The following is a 13,883-nucleotide window of genomic DNA, read 5'->3' on the forward strand; positions in this document are numbered from 1 at the left end:
TCAAAAAGAACTCGGCAGATTTGACCCAGTGGTCAGCTGCGGAACAGGCTCAGCAGAATCTGGCTGGACGAGTTGGCGATAGACAGGGCCTGCACGCCCAGTTGCTGCTTGGTCTGCAGGGCGGTCAGGCGCGCGCTTTCCTTGGCCAGATCGGCGTCGACCAGGTTGCCGATGCCGGTCTCCATCGAGTCCTGCAGCTTGTTGACGAAGGTCAGTTGACGATCCAGCGACTTCGACTTGGTGCCCAAATCCGCCAGCGTGGACGAGAAGGAGGTGATCGCAGCCTCGACATTGGCCACCGAATAGTCAGTCAGCGCCGAGGGCGCTGTGCCGGTCGTTGCGTTCGCCTTGGCCGCCCAGGCGCCGGTGGCCTGATTGAAGGTTCCCGCCGCGCCGGCGGTTCCTGCAGCCGCGCCGAAGGCCAGACCGTCAGCCCCGGCATCGTCCGTAGCCAGCTTCAGGGTGAAGGTGTTGTTGGCCGCACCCGTATTGGTCGTGACCTTCAGGTCGGTCGTCTGCTTCTTGAAGACGTTGCCGCCATCGAAGTTGGCGTTGGCCAGGGCAGAGTGGATTTCCTTCACAATGGCTTCAAAGTCCGCCACCAGCTTCTTGCCGCTGTCGCCCAGCCCCGTGACGGCGCCCGCAGCGTCATAGGTCTTGGGGGCGTCGGCCAGGGCGACCGCGATCCCCTTCAGTTCATTCAGCGCAGCCGTCACCGTATCGCCCGCCGCCAGACCGACGTCGAGGATGGATTGACCGCGTTGCATGGACTGGCGCACCGCATCCTGAGCACCCATTTCGGCGCGCTGGGCAGTGGCGATGGCGAAGATGGCGCCGTTATCTTTGGCCGAGGAAACCTTCAGGCCGGTATTGACGCGCGTTTGTGTGACCTCGAGCGCCTTGTTGGTGGCGTTCAGGTTCTGCAAGGCGATGAGAGCGCCAGCGTTCACGTTGATGCTGTTAGCCATTTTGGCTGTCCTTTTTCACTTCTGTGTTTTTTCGACGCCGTTTTGGCGGTCGAGAGCATTTTGCTCCGCATCCACTGGAGCAAGGACGAGGCCAGTCTGACGCGTGCCTTTCCAACGAATTCATCACTGATTTTGTTGATTATTTCCCCTGGCCTCAGCGCCCAACTCGGCATTTCCCGCCCGGCATGGGGCAGAAAATGCCGGGCCGTTTTTGCCGCTAAGCTTGACCTGCCGGATCAGGGCTTCTTCGCGCGCAGCGCATTCGCGTTTCGCTCGGCCTCGAGCGTCTCCACCGCCAGACGACGCGCGCCGTCGCAGGCGACAATCTGGGCGCCGCGCTCGACATAGACGGCCTCAAGATCGCCCAGGGTGGGGTCAGGCGGCAGCACCGCCAGGGCGCAGGGCCGCATCGCCGCCTCCGGCAGGACCAGCCGCACCGGCGCAACCATCGAGATCGGGGGCGAGACGGCACAGTTCGCGGTCATGGCCGCGCAGACGCTCAGCGCGGCGGGCGTCCAGAGGGGTTTCGGCATCATCGGCGCTCCTGGCCTGGTCGACGGCGATGGCGGTCGTCCGCGCCGTCGCCGTCTGTTGTTGGTGAAACTGATCGAGGCGGCGGGTCTGTTGGACTGCAGCGGCGGTTTCCAGTCTGCGCGCCGCCGCCTCCAGACGACCGTGCTCGGCCTCAGCCTGCGCCGCCTCCAGCCGCCGCTGGGAGTGATTGAACGGATCCCAGCGGAACCCCGCCCCGCCCAGCAACAGCAGCCCGACCCCGAGAACGCCCGCCGCCGCAAACGCCCACCCCAGCGGCGTCAGCAATCGGAACATCCTCATGGGAACACCTTCCGATCCAGCTCGAAATGCGGTCCATCGCGCAGACTGGTCCAGTCGCCGCCCCAGACGATGGGGGTCTTCAAGTCCGCGGCCGCCACCTTGAACGCCTCGGCGATCCGGCCATACAGCGGCCAGTCCCAGCGCACCTGACCGTCGATCAGGGCCGCCACATCGACTGCATGGCCGGTCAGGTGACGCGACCTCTGGGTGCGGCTGGCGCCCGCCTTGACCAGCGCCGCCTGCCGCTCGGGCGTCCGCAGGCCCTCGGTGACCATGAAGTCGATGCAGGACCGCGCCAGCGCCGCCTCCACCACCGCGACCAGCGCCGGATGCACGCCCTTCAGCCGCGTGCGCGACCGGGTTGAAAGCCGAAAGCTCATAGCCGCCTTCCCCCCAGCCGAAGCCGGGCGTTGGCGATCAGGGCGACCAGTTGCTGGGCCGTCGGCGCGACCAGATACAGAACCAGGATCAGGGCCAGCAGACCCATCAGCCCATCCGCCACCTGGGGCAGGTTCTCCGGCGGCGTCCGCCCGACCGTCCGCATCAGCAAGGCCCACAGACCCGCGCTGACCAGAAAGGCGTACAGCCGCCGATACAGCCACCGGCCCTCGGCCAGGGGCGGCGCCTCATGGGGTTTTCTCATCCCTCATCCTCCTCGTTCATGCCGTCCACGGGGCGGCGTCCGTCCCAGCCGCTCTGGGCGCGCCAGTCGTCGTCGGACAGGCTGTCGGGAACCTCCCAGGCCTCGTCCTCCAGCACCTCGATCGGGCGCATCAGCGTCTTCAGGCGCCCGGTCATCCGACGGCCGTGATGCGAACCACGCCCCCGCCGCCTGCGCCGCCCGCGCCTGAGGTGTTCAGGCCTGCACCGCCCCCGCCGCCGCCCGCGCCGAAGATTGCGCCCTGTCGCGCCCGCGAAACCGCTGGCGCTGGCCGAAGCCCCGCCTCCTCCGCCGCCGCCGCCAGCCCAGGACAGGTTGGGAGAGGCCGAAGCCTGACCGCTGGCGCCGACAGACGCCCCGCCCGTTCCGCCTGCGGCCCGCAAGCCTGCATAGGCGCCTGCCCCGCCCGCACCGCCCGCCCGCTCGGCGTCCGCCGCGCTCAGTCCGCCGCCTGCGCCGCCGCCGCCCGGACCATCGGTGCACGTCGTCGCCGCGCCGGCGCCTGCCGTCGCCGTGATCGAGGATACGCCGCCCGCATTGGCCGACCGTGCGCCCAGACCGCCTGCGCCTGAGGCGCCCGCTGTGGCGGAGCCGCCGCCGCCCGCCGATCCGCCCGCTGCGCTCAGCAGGGTGACGCCGCTCAGGGCGACACGGCTGTCGGCGCCATTGCCGCCGTTCACACCTGCGCCGCTGGCCGCTGCGCCGCCGTTGCCGCCTGCGCCGACCGTCACCGCCAACCCGGCGCTCAGGGCCGATGCAGGCCAGCGTCCTTCGCTCAGGCCCCCGGCCCCGCCGCCCCCGCCGCCGAAGCGCGCCGTACCTGCAGCCCCCGCCATGCCGGAACCGCCCCCCGCCCCGCCGCCGACGCACACCGCCTCAACCCATCGCGCCCACACGGGCGGGACATAGCTGCCGTTTGCCGTGAAGACGGTCGTTTCACGCCGCGTCGCGCCCTGATCGAAGTCCACGCGCCCGGTCGCACGGTCCACGGCGAAGGCGCGCGTCCATGTCCCGCCGTCCGCGCTGACCTTCAGGCTGAAGTCATCATCCCCGACCAACCCCAATTCCGCCCGTCCGCCCCAACCGCTCTGGAACAGCAGGGACAACACGTCCGCCGCGCTCTGTTTGTTCAGGGTCATGCGCAGATCGCCGTCGCCGCCCGCCTCGACCTCCCGCGCGGTGAACAGCATCTTGCCCGCCTTGACCGCGACCGGATTGCCCGCATCCGCAGTGGCGCCGACGCCCAGACGCGACAGGTTCTGCACCTCGCCCAACAGGCCGCCCAGCGAACGCCACTCGCCGGGCGCGCGCACCAAGACCGACTGGGTGTCCAGCACCACCGCGACCAGGCCGACGGGCGCGGCGATCTGCGTCCAGCCGCCCGCCTCGAACCGCATCAGCGCCCCGGCTGCGCGCCCGACCCACGCGGCGCCCGTCGCGCCCGCAGGCAGGATGTAGAGCGCCCCGTCCGCCGCATCAGACGGCTGGGCCGCTGTCGTGGCGCTGGCCACCGCTGTCGCCGTCAGGGCGTCCAGCCGCGTCAGGGCCTCATTCAGGGTCACATGTTTCTGCATCTGCCCCGCCGCCAGATAAGGCAGGGCCAAACGCGCGCTGAAGTCGTCGCTCATTGGCTGATCTCCGTTGTCGTTGGAGATCAGTCTGTGCGCGCCCCGGACTCAGGCGCGCAGATTGCCCGACGCGCCAGTCAGCCTATTGTTTTACATGAAGATCGTTCGACCAGTTGCGCGCGCAGGCCCGTGCTTTCGCACCTATTTCAGTCATGCAGATAGACGACGCGGCGCAGCTTCTTGTCCGCCTGGACCGTCTCCAGATGCCTGTCATGATCGCCGCTGGCCTTGGCGTTGGCCTCAGAATCCTCGACCCAGTGGGTGGACTCGATATGTTTCTGCAACGCCCCTGCCGCCAGCAGCTGGCCAGGGAAGAAGGTGTCCACCACGTCGCCTGCGATCGGCACGGTTCCGGTCGCAGCATCCACCGCCATATAGGCCGCCATCCGCGCCAGGGTCGCAGGCGTCGCCTTGGCGCGCAGGCCCTGCCACATCAGCCACCCGCCCGTGCCCACTGTATAGACGGTGCCCACGATCGGCACCCAGGTCAGCAGGCCGTCCATGCCGACGCCGAACGGTCCAAAACCGATCACACGATCCGACAACTTCTTGATCCCCTCGACATTGGACCAGATGTTCTCGATATCGCTGATCGTGCGCTTGGCCATGTCGCGTCCCTAACGTCGCATTGGGATCAGCGTTCACAACGAAAGGCAATCCTTGATGTCCTTGCTGAAACTGGCGGCCAATCTGGCTGCGAGTGCGATCCTTGTGGGCCTGTCCGGGTTCGGCGTCGCCGCCCTGTCCGGCATCGGCCATCGTTGGGTGGACATTCTGGCCCAGTTCACGGCGCCGGTGCTGGTCGCCGCTGCCGTCTTCACCCTGATATGTCTGATCGTGCGCCTGTGGCCCGCCGCCGCCGTCGGGGTTCTGTCGTCGCTGGCGCTGCTGGTCGCCGTCTGGCCGCAACTGACGCCGATCAGGGGCGCGCCCCAGCCCGGCCAGCCCGTGATCCGGCTCTATTCCGCCAATCTGTGGGTCGAGAACACCAATGTTCAGGCCATGCGCCGCTCCATCGTCGCCGCCGATCCCGACATCATCGTGCTGGTCGAGTTCGGCGCAGCGCCCTCCGCCCATGTCGAAGAGCTTCTGACTGGATATCCCCATCGCGCCATCAACGGCCGTCTGGACCCGACCACCGGCGCCTCGCGTTCAGTGATCGCTTCGCGTTTCCCTATCACCCAGAAGCTGCCGTCCCGGCAGGACGGGCTTCAGGCCGTCGGCGCCGAGATCGAAACCCCGCTTGGCCCGCTCAATGTCTTCGGCGTCCACCTGACCCGCCCCTGGCCCTATCAATATCAGTGGGGCCAGATCACCCAGGTCATGGCCCTGACCGAGCGTCGCCTCGCCGCGCCCGATCATCCGGTCATCGTCGCAGGCGATTTCAACAGCGTCTCCAGCGCCCGCATCGGCAAACAGATTCAGGCGGACATGGGCCTGATCCCCGCGCCCGGCTGGCCCGGCACCTGGCCCAGCCAGGCCCCTGCCTTCATCAACATCAACATCGACCAGGTCTATCGCTCGCCCGACCTGGCCCTGCTCAGCCGTCGCATCGGCCAGCCGACGGGCTCGGATCACCGCCCGGTCATCACCGAGTTCACCCGCGCGGCGCGATAGGACGCTTAGACCTAATCAAAATTCAGCCTCGAACTGTCATTCCGGGACGTCCGAAGGACGAACCCGGAAGCCAGGAGGCGTGCGCCCAGCGTCCAACGCTTTCAGCAAAGCGACTACGCCCCTGGGTTCCGGGTTCTTCGCTCCGCTCAGCCCCGGAATGACGAATTAGGAGGTCGGCATACTGAAAATGTCGATAGAATGCTTAATTCGCGAGCAACCCCCGCAGACGGTCCTCATGGCCGTCCTCGGGGAAGTCGTCGGCGATCCAGCCCGCCTCAAATGCCTTCAGGACGCGCCCAGTCTCCGGCCCCGGCTTCACCCCCAGCTTGGCCAGCTCACGCCCGCCGACCGGCATCCTGGGCGCGGACCAGGCCTCGGCCAACTGCCGCAAGGCCTCGCCGTCGCCGCCCGTCGCGGCTTGCGCCAAACGCAGCCGATCCTGAAACGCGCGCTGGCCCAGTCGATAGATCGCCGCCCGCGCCGCGACCTCGCCCATGCCCGGCGAAACCGTCGGCCCGTCCGCGACAATGGCCGCCAGCCTGTCGCGCACGGCATTCGACAGGCGCAAAGCCCCCGCGATCCGCACCACCGTCGCCTCATCCGCCGGCAGCAGGGCCGCCAGCCGCAGGACCGGATCATCGCTCGGCCCGCACAGGGCCTCAAACACGGCCAGCGGCTGCACGTCCGGCAACACCTGCGCCAGCACCCCGCTGTCCTGCATCGCCCGGACGGACGGGCGCGGATCAGGCGCGGCCAGCAGCTTCAGCAACTCCTTGGACACCCGCTCGGCGGACAACTGGCCCATGCCGTCCTTCAGCGCCCCGCAGGCCGCCAGCCCGACCGCATCCGGCGCGCCCCGCCCGTACCAGGCGTAAAACCGGAAAAACCGCAGGATCCGCAGATAGTCTTCGCGAATGCGTGTCTCGGCCTCGCCGACGAAGACGATCCGCCCCGCCGCCGCATCCTCCAGCCCGCCGTCGGTCGGGTCGAAAACCGTCCCTTCGGCGTCGGCATACAGGGCGTTCAGCCGGAAATCCCGCCGCGCCGCATCCTCGGCCCAGTCCTCGGTGAAGGCCACCACCGCGCGCCGCCCGTCCGTCTCCACGTCGCGCCGCAGGGTCGTGATCTCATAGGGTTGGCGTTCCGACACGCCGGTCACCGTGCCATGCTCAACCCCGGTCGGCACGGCCTTCAGGCCCGCCGCCTTCAGGGCCGCAATCGTCTGTTCGGGCCGCAACCGCGTGGCGATGTCGATGTCGTCGACGCCCTGCCCCATCAGGCTGTTTCGCACGCAGCCGCCGACAAAACGCGCGCAGCCGGGACCGCCCGCCGCCTCCAGCGCCTTCATCACGGTCCGCGTCGCCGCCGCCGTCAGCCACGGCTGATCCGCCATCGAAACCGTCACGCCGCGTCCTCGTCCGCCGCGGCGTCCGGTTCGGCCTCGTCGCCGTACAGCCGGGCGTGCAGGCCTTTCAGGATGCTGGCCGTCACGCCCCAGATGTAGCGTTCGCCCCACGGCATCGCCCAGAACCAGCGCCGGAGCCCCGCGTCCATGTCGTAAAAGTCGCGACGATGGTTGGCGGCGTCCATCAGGAAGTCCCAGGGCGTTTCGAACACTTCCGCGACCTCGTCCGGCGACGGGGTCACCACCGGCGGCTTCCGCAGCCAGCCGATCACCGGCGTCACCAGAAATCCGGTCCCCGTCTCATAGGTGTCGGACAGGCCCAGAACCTCGACCGCGTCGCGTTTCAGCGCGACCTCTTCATCGGCCTCGCGCAGGGCGGCGTGAACCGCATTCTCTCCGGGGTCCAGACGACCGCCCGGAAAGGCGATCTGGCCCGTATGGCTGGCCAGGGTGTCGGCCCGCCGTGTCAGCAGCACAGTCGCCCCTTCCGGCCGCGCCACGATGGGGATCAAGACCGCCGCGGGACGCAAAGTCTTCACCGGCCGCTCGACCATCGGGTTCAGGTCGAAATCCGACCGCACGCCCTTGGCGTCGGGCCGCCACGTCTCAACCGGGGCCAGACGCTCGACCAGCCGTTCTCTAAGGGTGTCCAGGCTCACGACAGCGCCCCAAGGTCAAAGGCCTGACCGCCGGAGCGCACCACCAGCCGCCCATCGACCTCTTCGGCCATCTCGACCAGATCATAAAAGACCGGCCGTACGATCCGCGCCCACAGGTCGCGCCGAACATGCACGCGCGGCGCGGGTTCGCCGGTCGCCGCGTCGGTCTCGACCACGATGGGATCATCCGCCCCAGCCCGCACCTGATCACCGAGGTCAGTAGTGAAGACCAGATCGTCGCCGTCCCGCTGCATCGACACCGCACGGAACGGCAGGTCCTCGACCTCGATCCGCATCTTCTCGACCGGCGTGACCAGATGATAGCCGTCGGGGTCTTTTCTCAGCACCGTCGAGAACAGCCGCACCAGCGCCTCACGTCCGATGGGCGATCCCTCGTGCATCCACACCCCGTCCGCACGGATCAGTATGTCGATGTCGCCGCAGTGCGCGGGATTCCACAGATGCACCGGCGGCAGGCCGCGCCCCGGCGCCTGTTTCGCCGCCTCCGCGACGGCTTCCAGTCCGCTTTTCTCAGTCATGCCCTATGACTTAGGCGCGCCGGAGCGTTTCGTCACCGCCGCTCGCGCCGATCAGAGGGGAAACCGATAGCCGTATCGCTCCAGCGTCGCCTTGTGCTCAATCCAGGCGAAGCGGTTGTCCAGCACCCAGTCTCCGTCGATGATCAGCACGGCATGGGGCGCGCCTTTTTCATTGGTGACCCGCAGCACCGCCATCCGCTCCCCCGGAAACCCTGCCTGAAACAGGCGCGCCAGCTTGGTGAAGACATAGTCGTCACAGTCTCCGCGCTTCGATGAAGGCTCGACCGCAATCACGTCACGGCCGTATTGCTCTTCATCCGGCTGGAAGCTGAGTTCGCGGTTCACAGCCTGGTTGATGCGCTCCATCAACCGCTGCTCGGAGCCGGTCGCCGCCAGCACGCTGCAGACAAGGGCCATCCAGATCGCGATCGAAAACACGAACGCTCCCAGAATCCCAGCACCTCGCCGCCGCAACATCACGACCTCCAATCAGGGGATGCATCGTGCGGTGGCGCTTCGGGGACGGGTATCATCCATCCGGGTTAGGGATGACGGTTAATCTGGGGGAGACTGGCCTCAGAAGGCGATGGAGACGGCGCCCTGCACGGTCTCGACCTGAACGCCCAGCCACAGCAGGCGGCGCCGATCAACCGGTCCTGACAGAACGGCATCCGGCGCGGGCGCAAAGCCGAACCTGCCGAAATAGGGCGGGTCACCGACCAGCAGAATGCCGCCGATGCCCGCCGTCCGGGCATAGTCCACGCAGGCCTGCACCAGTTCGGCGCCCAGGCCGTCGCTGCGGCTGGCGGCGTCAACCGCGATCGGCCCCAGAAACAGGGCCTGGGTTTCCCCCACCATCACCGGCCACAGACGCACCGACCCGATGATCCGTCCGCTCTCGCGAACAACGAACCCCGCTGCCGCACGCGAGCCTTCGCGCAGCCGTTCCGCCGTCTTGGCGAAACGGCCCGGCCCGAAGGCGGCCATGACCAGCGCCTCCACGCCTTCGGCGTCAGCCGCAGTCTCGGCTTCAATGCGGCTGTGGGCCGCCGACAGGGCAAGGGCGTGCGACATCTGCGCTCCGGTGTGGGCGCGCGCACCTAGGACCAAAGCAGCGCCAAATCAAGGCGCGACCGCGATCAGCCCAGCTTGGAGAAGTCCGGCGCCCGCTTCTGGGTGAAGGCGGTGAAGGCCTCCATCGCCTCGGGGCTTTTCATCTGCGAGCCAAAGGCTTCGCCCTCACGCTGCATCAGAACCCACAACGCCTCAGCGTCGCGCATCAGGCGTTTGGTCTTGCGGATCGAGTTCGGCGCGCGCGCCGCGACCTTGGCCGCCAGTTCCGCCGCCGTCGCATCGACATCGCCCGCCGGAACCGCGCGGTTGGCCAATCCCCACGCAAGCGCCGTCCTGCCGTCGATGACCTCGCCCAGGGCGAACAGTTCGAACGCGCGCTGATGACCGATGGCCGCCGGCAGCAGCAGGCTGGACGCCGCCTCGGGCGCCAGGGCCAGATTGACGAAGGGCACCGACAGCAGGGCGTCGTCGGCCACCACCACCAGATCGCAATGCAGCAGCATGGTCAGGCCGATGCCGACCGCCCGCCCCTTCACCGCCGCCACCAGCGGCTTGTCCAGATCAGCCAGCGACTTCAGATAGCGGAACACCGACATGTCGAACGGCTTTTCGGTCTGCGAACCGATGGCGATGAAGTCGCCGATGTCATTGCCGGCAGAGAAGCTGTCGCCCTCGGCGCGCAGCAGCACCGCGCGAATGGCGTCATCGGCCTTGGCCCGCTCCATCGCGTCCGACAGGGCGGCGTACATCGCCTGGGTGATGGCGTTCTTCTTGTCGGCCCGGTTCAGGGTGACGCTCAGCACGCCATCCGACAGTTCGGTGCGGATATGTTCGCTCATGTCGTTTCCTCGTTCTTGTCCGTCGCCGACCACCAGTCGACGCCGTTTTCATCGCGCGTGCGCCGCGCGCGGCCCCGCCGTTCCAGATAGTTCAGATGCGCCTGGGCCTCGCCCGTCGCCATGCCCAGCACCGCATCCCCGATGGTGCGGCCGAACACCGCCGGGAAGGCGTCAATGACCCTAGCCGGTTTCCCCAAGGTCCGATCAAGCCGTTTCAACGCCGTCTCATGTCCACGCTTCAAGGCGTCCAGACGCGGGTGAACGCCATAGAACGGCTCGCCATGCGCAGGCAGGATGAAGGCGCCTTCCGGCAGCAGGGCGCGCAGCTTCTCGATCGAGTCCATCCAGTCGCCTAGCGGATCGGCATCCGCTTCGGTCGGCCAGACCGACACATTGGACGAGATGCGCGGCAGAATCTGATCCCCGGCGATGAAGACATCATCTGATTTGCGCCACAGACAGACATGCTCAGGGCTGTGGCCGGACCCGATCACCACCGTCCATTCGTCGGCGCCGATGATCAGGACGTCGCCCTCGCTCAGGCGCTGATAGCCGCGCGGGATCGGCGAAACACCCTTGGCGAATCCCCCATACTCCGCCCGCCATTTGGCGATCTGCGCCTCGCTCCATCCGGCGGCGCGATAGAAGACCTCGCCCTCGGCAGGCGCATCGCCCCCCTCCTCCGCCGCCAGCATGCGTCCGGTCAGATACTCGATCTGCGACATCAGCAACGGCGCGCCCGTGCGCTCGCACAGCCAGCCCGCCAGGCCTATGTGATCGGGATGCATGTGGCTGCAGATGATCCGCGTGACCGGCCGCCCGCCCAAAGGCCCCGCCAGCGCCTCGGACCAGGCCTTGATCGAAACCCCGGTCTTCAGCCCGGTGTCGATGATCACCCAGCCCGCGCCATCCGCCACGGCATAGACGTTGACGTGATCCAGCTGGAACGGCAGCGGCAGGCGCATCCACAGGACGCCAGGCGCAACCTCTGTCACCGCCCCCGGGACGGGAACCTCCAGAACCGGATAGTTCGGGCCGCGTCGTTCACCAGCCGTTTCGTGTTTCTGGGCGCCGTCGGGCAAGTCCGTCTCCAATCGCAACTAACGAACTCTATGCCGGATGTCGTAGCCACGTCCACCCACGCCTTGACCCCGAACCAATAGGTCGGCACACGAAAGTTTCGAAGACACAGCCCCCAAGGTGTTTCCTATGAAACTACGCATCGCAGCCGTGCTGCTCGCACTGGCCTTCAGCGCCGCGTCCGTCGCCCCTGTCGCAGCACAGGCCAATCGCGAGGACCCCCGCGAAAACGCCACTCGCGGTTCAGGAAACGCTCGGATGGGCGCCCGGAATCGTGATCGCGCGCCGCAGATGACGCCTGAACAGATCCAGGCCGCCGCTCAGGAACAGGCCACTCTGGCCAACACCGGCTGCCAGGTGACTGAAGCCAAGCTTCTGGGCACGACGGCGGAACGGACTTCGGTTTACGAAATGGCCTGCGCCGCTGGCCCAGGCTACATCATCGAGACGAAGACCCCGCCCAATGTGACGGACTGCGTCGTCCTGGCCCATTCCGCCGCCACCCTGCGCGCGTCGAACCCGGCAGCCGATGTCGGGCCGCAGTGCACGATCGCCGCCAACCTGGACACCCAGCGTTTCCTGCGTGAATACGCTCAGCAAGCGGGCGTGCCCTGCACGGTTGATGACGCCAGCGTCATCGGCAAGTCCAACGAAGGCGCCATCGTCTATGAGATCGGCTGCTCTGGCGAACAGGGCTACTGGATCAAGAAGATCGACAACGCCTGGCAGAAGACCGAATGCATTCAGGTTCTGGCCGAGCGCGGAACCTGCCGCCTGACGACGGCGGGCGAGATCGCCGCATCGGTCAAGAAGTGGCTGGCAGGCTCTGACGCCGCCGCCTGCGACGTCACTGAAGCCCGCCTGATGGGCCAGAACGCCAACGGCATGTTCTATGAAGCCAAGTGCGCGGCTGGCGACGGCTTCATCGCCCGCACCAACGCCGAACGTGTCGTACAACAGGTCTATCCCTGCGCCACCGCCCAGCAGATCGGTGGCGGCTGCACCCTGACGACGGCGGCCGCAGCCGCTCCGGCAGGCGGCCGTCCGTAAGGGCCGCTGCGCCAAATCACTGCATGAAGGGCCGTCGGAGCGATCCGGCGGCCTTTTTGTTTCACGGCCTCTTTTCCCAAACCGTGACGCAGCCTAGCCTCGCCGTCATGCGCATCGCCACCTGGAACGTGAACTCCGTCAATGCTCGCCTGCCCACAGTGCTGGCGTGGCTGGAACAGGCAAAGCCCGACGTGGCCTGTTTCCAGGAGATCAAATGCGTCGATGAAAAGTTCCCGCGCGAGGCCTTCGAGAGCCTGGGCTACAACGTCGAGACCCACGGCCAGAAGAGCTATAACGGCGTGGCCCTGCTGTCGAAGCACCGGCTGTCGGACGTGCGGCGCGGCCTGCCGGGCGATGAGGCTGACGAACAGGCCCGCTATCTGGAAGCCGTGGTCGAGGGCCCCCGCCCCATCCGCGTGGCGGCCATCTATCTGCCGAACGGCAATCCGCTGGGCACGGAGAAGTTCGCCTACAAGCTGGCCTGGTTTGACCGGCTGAACGCCCATGCCCGCGAACTTCTGAAGTTCGAAGAGCCGCTGGCCCTGTGCGGCGACTATAATGTCATCCCCGAGGCCGTGGACGCCAAGAACCCGTCCGCATGGACCGGCGACGCCCTGTTCCAGCCCGAAAGCCGCCAGGCCTTCCGCGCCCTGAAGAACCTGGGCCTGGCTGATTCCCATGAACTGGGCGACGAACCGGCGGGGACCTACACCTTCTGGGACTATCAGGCCGGCGCCTGGCAGCGCGACCATGGCATCCGCATCGACTTCGCCCTGCTGTCTCCGCAGGCCGCAGATCGTTTCCGCAGCATCGAGACCCATCGCGACGCGCGCGACATGGACAAGCCCAGCGACCACGTGCCGGTGGTGGTTGATCTCGATCTGGAGGCCTGACGGACATGGTGGATGCGCTGCGCGTCGTGTTGCTGGTCGCCCTGGCGGCCGCCCTGCTGACGACCGTGGCCCTGGCCTTTTCGTGGTGGATGGAGCCGCCGCGTCGTCTGCACCGCGCCCTTCTGAAAGCCATAGGCGGCGCACCCGAAGTCGAAACCATGTCGCCCGGCGAAGGCAAGGCCTGCGCCCTGAACTTTGACGAAGAACAGGTGGTCATCCTCTGGGCCAACGGCGCCGACGGACTGGCCTATCTGTTTGACGAGGTAGACGGCGGAGAGATCATCGTCGACGGCCATGTGGTCGCGCGGGTGCGTCGGGGCGAGGTGCGCAAGTCGCTGGATGTCCTGGCGCCCGACGCCGAACAGGTGGTGCTGCGGCTGATGTTCGCCGACGCGCGCAACCCCGAGTTTGAACTGGCGTTATGGGATGCGACGTTCGCGGGTCAGGTCGGATCGCCTGGCGAGGCCTTGAGATTGGGACGGCGCTGGCTGTCGCATCTGGAAGCCTTGCTCAAGGGCTGAAATCCCCAACCGGGCACGGCCGACGCCCGTTCGGTTTCATCGGCGACAATCCCCTCTTTCGATTGTCACGATGGGACGTTAGAAGCGCCAGTTCATTGTACTATACGCCTTTTTA

General features: G+C 67.3%; 18 protein-coding genes. 4 read left to right on the forward strand and 14 right to left on the reverse strand.

Annotation, left to right across the window (positions count from 1 at the left end; genetic code table 11):
• Positions 1-32: 32 nt before the first annotated feature.
• From KWG56_RS09250 to KWG56_RS09280, 7 genes are all read right to left on the reverse strand, one after another.
• Positions 33-968 carry a flagellin gene (locus KWG56_RS09250; protein ID WP_219354535.1) on the reverse strand — a complete coding sequence of 312 codons (936 nt, stop codon included), beginning with the start codon at positions 966-968 and terminating at the stop codon, positions 33-35.
• A 236-nt stretch (positions 969-1,204) separates the two neighbouring features.
• A complete protein-coding gene (locus tag KWG56_RS09255; RefSeq protein ID WP_219354536.1) occupies positions 1,205-1,378 on the reverse strand; it encodes a hypothetical protein in 174 nt (57 codons plus the stop codon).
• A complete protein-coding gene (locus KWG56_RS09260) occupies positions 1,344-1,802 on the reverse strand; it encodes a hypothetical protein (RefSeq protein ID WP_219354537.1) in 459 nt (152 codons plus the stop codon). The genes KWG56_RS09255 and KWG56_RS09260 overlap by 35 nt, the downstream gene beginning before the upstream one ends.
• Complete coding sequence (locus KWG56_RS09265; RefSeq protein ID WP_219354538.1) at positions 1,799-2,182, reverse strand: M15 family metallopeptidase; 384 nt, start codon at positions 2,180-2,182, stop codon at positions 1,799-1,801. Before KWG56_RS09265 ends, KWG56_RS09260 begins: the two co-directional genes overlap by 4 nt.
• Positions 2,179-2,445: a hypothetical protein gene (locus KWG56_RS09270; RefSeq protein ID WP_219354539.1), complete on the reverse strand. Its 267-nt coding sequence runs from the start codon at positions 2,443-2,445 to the stop codon at positions 2,179-2,181. The genes KWG56_RS09265 and KWG56_RS09270 overlap by 4 nt, the downstream gene beginning before the upstream one ends.
• Complete coding sequence (locus KWG56_RS18925) at positions 2,442-4,091, reverse strand: DUF2793 domain-containing protein (RefSeq protein WP_219354540.1); 1,650 nt, start codon at positions 4,089-4,091, stop codon at positions 2,442-2,444. The genes KWG56_RS09270 and KWG56_RS18925 overlap by 4 nt, the downstream gene beginning before the upstream one ends.
• A 146-nt stretch (positions 4,092-4,237) precedes the next feature.
• Positions 4,238-4,699 carry a DUF4112 domain-containing protein gene (locus tag KWG56_RS09280; protein WP_219354541.1) on the reverse strand — a complete coding sequence of 154 codons (462 nt, stop codon included), beginning with the start codon at positions 4,697-4,699 and terminating at the stop codon, positions 4,238-4,240.
• A gap of 55 nt (positions 4,700-4,754) precedes the next feature.
• Here KWG56_RS09280 and KWG56_RS09285 point away from each other — a divergent pair, with 55 nt between their 5' ends.
• Entirely contained in the window at positions 4,755-5,708 is a 954-nt protein-coding gene (locus KWG56_RS09285) for an endonuclease/exonuclease/phosphatase family protein (RefSeq protein ID WP_219354542.1), read from the forward strand.
• A 202-nt stretch (positions 5,709-5,910) separates the two neighbouring features.
• Here KWG56_RS09285 and KWG56_RS09290 read toward each other — a convergent pair whose 3' ends face one another.
• The 7 genes from KWG56_RS09290 to KWG56_RS09320 form a co-directional block, all read right to left on the reverse strand.
• Positions 5,911-7,113, reverse strand: coding sequence for a CCA tRNA nucleotidyltransferase (locus tag KWG56_RS09290; RefSeq protein ID WP_373274048.1), 1,203 nt, complete (start codon positions 7,111-7,113; stop codon positions 5,911-5,913).
• Positions 7,110-7,772 carry a CoA pyrophosphatase gene (locus tag KWG56_RS09295; RefSeq protein WP_219354543.1) on the reverse strand — a complete coding sequence of 221 codons (663 nt, stop codon included), beginning with the start codon at positions 7,770-7,772 and terminating at the stop codon, positions 7,110-7,112. The genes KWG56_RS09290 and KWG56_RS09295 overlap by 4 nt, the downstream gene beginning before the upstream one ends.
• Positions 7,769-8,311 (reverse strand): DUF1285 domain-containing protein, encoded by a 543-nt coding sequence (locus KWG56_RS09300; protein WP_219354544.1) that lies wholly within the window; start codon positions 8,309-8,311, stop codon positions 7,769-7,771. The genes KWG56_RS09295 and KWG56_RS09300 overlap by 4 nt, the downstream gene beginning before the upstream one ends.
• 51 nt (positions 8,312-8,362) lie before the next feature.
• Complete coding sequence (locus KWG56_RS09305; RefSeq protein ID WP_219354545.1) at positions 8,363-8,749, reverse strand: transglutaminase-like cysteine peptidase; 387 nt, start codon at positions 8,747-8,749, stop codon at positions 8,363-8,365.
• A 138-nt stretch (positions 8,750-8,887) separates the two neighbouring features.
• On the reverse strand, positions 8,888-9,385 hold the full coding sequence (locus KWG56_RS09310) for a GNAT family N-acetyltransferase (protein ID WP_219354546.1): 498 nt from the start codon (positions 9,383-9,385) through the stop codon (positions 8,888-8,890).
• Positions 9,386-9,450: 65 nt separating this feature from the next.
• Complete coding sequence (locus KWG56_RS09315; protein ID WP_219354547.1) at positions 9,451-10,224, reverse strand: enoyl-CoA hydratase; 774 nt, start codon at positions 10,222-10,224, stop codon at positions 9,451-9,453.
• Complete coding sequence (locus tag KWG56_RS09320; RefSeq protein ID WP_244999448.1) at positions 10,221-11,306, reverse strand: MBL fold metallo-hydrolase; 1,086 nt, start codon at positions 11,304-11,306, stop codon at positions 10,221-10,223. The genes KWG56_RS09315 and KWG56_RS09320 overlap by 4 nt, the downstream gene beginning before the upstream one ends.
• Positions 11,307-11,433: 127 nt before the next feature.
• On the opposite strand from KWG56_RS09320, the gene KWG56_RS09325 reads away from it, so the two are divergent.
• The 3 genes from KWG56_RS09325 (at position 11,434) to KWG56_RS09335 (ending at position 13,768) form a co-directional block, all read left to right on the forward strand.
• Complete coding sequence (locus tag KWG56_RS09325; RefSeq protein WP_219354548.1) at positions 11,434-12,354, forward strand: hypothetical protein; 921 nt, start codon at positions 11,434-11,436, stop codon at positions 12,352-12,354.
• Between the two features lie 107 nt (positions 12,355-12,461).
• Positions 12,462-13,247: an exodeoxyribonuclease III gene (locus tag KWG56_RS09330; protein WP_219354549.1), complete on the forward strand. Its 786-nt coding sequence runs from the start codon at positions 12,462-12,464 to the stop codon at positions 13,245-13,247.
• 5 nt (positions 13,248-13,252) lie between these two features.
• On the forward strand, positions 13,253-13,768 hold the full coding sequence (locus tag KWG56_RS09335) for a hypothetical protein (protein ID WP_219354550.1): 516 nt from the start codon (positions 13,253-13,255) through the stop codon (positions 13,766-13,768).
• The last annotated feature ends 115 nt before the right edge of the window (positions 13,769-13,883 follow it).

The sequence above is a fragment of the Brevundimonas nasdae genome, assembly GCF_019395145.1.
Lineage (GTDB): Bacteria > Pseudomonadota > Alphaproteobacteria > Caulobacterales > Caulobacteraceae > Brevundimonas > Brevundimonas nasdae.

Coding starts and splice junctions, on each gene's coding strand:
- KWG56_RS09250 (WP_219354535.1), bottom strand. CDS start 968: ATGGCTAACAGCATCAACGTGAACGCTGGCGCTCTCATCGCCTTGCAG.
- KWG56_RS09255 (WP_219354536.1), bottom strand. CDS start 1,378: ATGCGGCCCTGCGCCCTGGCGGTGCTGCCGCCTGACCCCACCCTGGGC.
- KWG56_RS09260 (WP_219354537.1), bottom strand. CDS start 1,802: ATGAGGATGTTCCGATTGCTGACGCCGCTGGGGTGGGCGTTTGCGGCG.
- KWG56_RS09265 (WP_219354538.1), bottom strand. CDS start 2,182: ATGAGCTTTCGGCTTTCAACCCGGTCGCGCACGCGGCTGAAGGGCGTG.
- KWG56_RS09270 (WP_219354539.1), bottom strand. CDS start 2,445: ATGAGAAAACCCCATGAGGCGCCGCCCCTGGCCGAGGGCCGGTGGCTG.
- KWG56_RS18925 (WP_219354540.1), bottom strand. CDS start 4,091: ATGAGCGACGACTTCAGCGCGCGTTTGGCCCTGCCTTATCTGGCGGCG.
- KWG56_RS09280 (WP_219354541.1), bottom strand. CDS start 4,699: ATGGCCAAGCGCACGATCAGCGATATCGAGAACATCTGGTCCAATGTC.
- KWG56_RS09285 (WP_219354542.1), top strand. CDS start 4,755: ATGTCCTTGCTGAAACTGGCGGCCAATCTGGCTGCGAGTGCGATCCTT.
- KWG56_RS09300 (WP_219354544.1), bottom strand. CDS start 8,311: ATGACTGAGAAAAGCGGACTGGAAGCCGTCGCGGAGGCGGCGAAACAG.
- KWG56_RS09310 (WP_219354546.1), bottom strand. CDS start 9,385: ATGTCGCACGCCCTTGCCCTGTCGGCGGCCCACAGCCGCATTGAAGCC.
- KWG56_RS09315 (WP_219354547.1), bottom strand. CDS start 10,224: ATGAGCGAACATATCCGCACCGAACTGTCGGATGGCGTGCTGAGCGTC.
- KWG56_RS09325 (WP_219354548.1), top strand. CDS start 11,434: ATGAAACTACGCATCGCAGCCGTGCTGCTCGCACTGGCCTTCAGCGCC.
- KWG56_RS09330 (WP_219354549.1), top strand. CDS start 12,462: ATGCGCATCGCCACCTGGAACGTGAACTCCGTCAATGCTCGCCTGCCC.
- KWG56_RS09335 (WP_219354550.1), top strand. CDS start 13,253: ATGGTGGATGCGCTGCGCGTCGTGTTGCTGGTCGCCCTGGCGGCCGCC.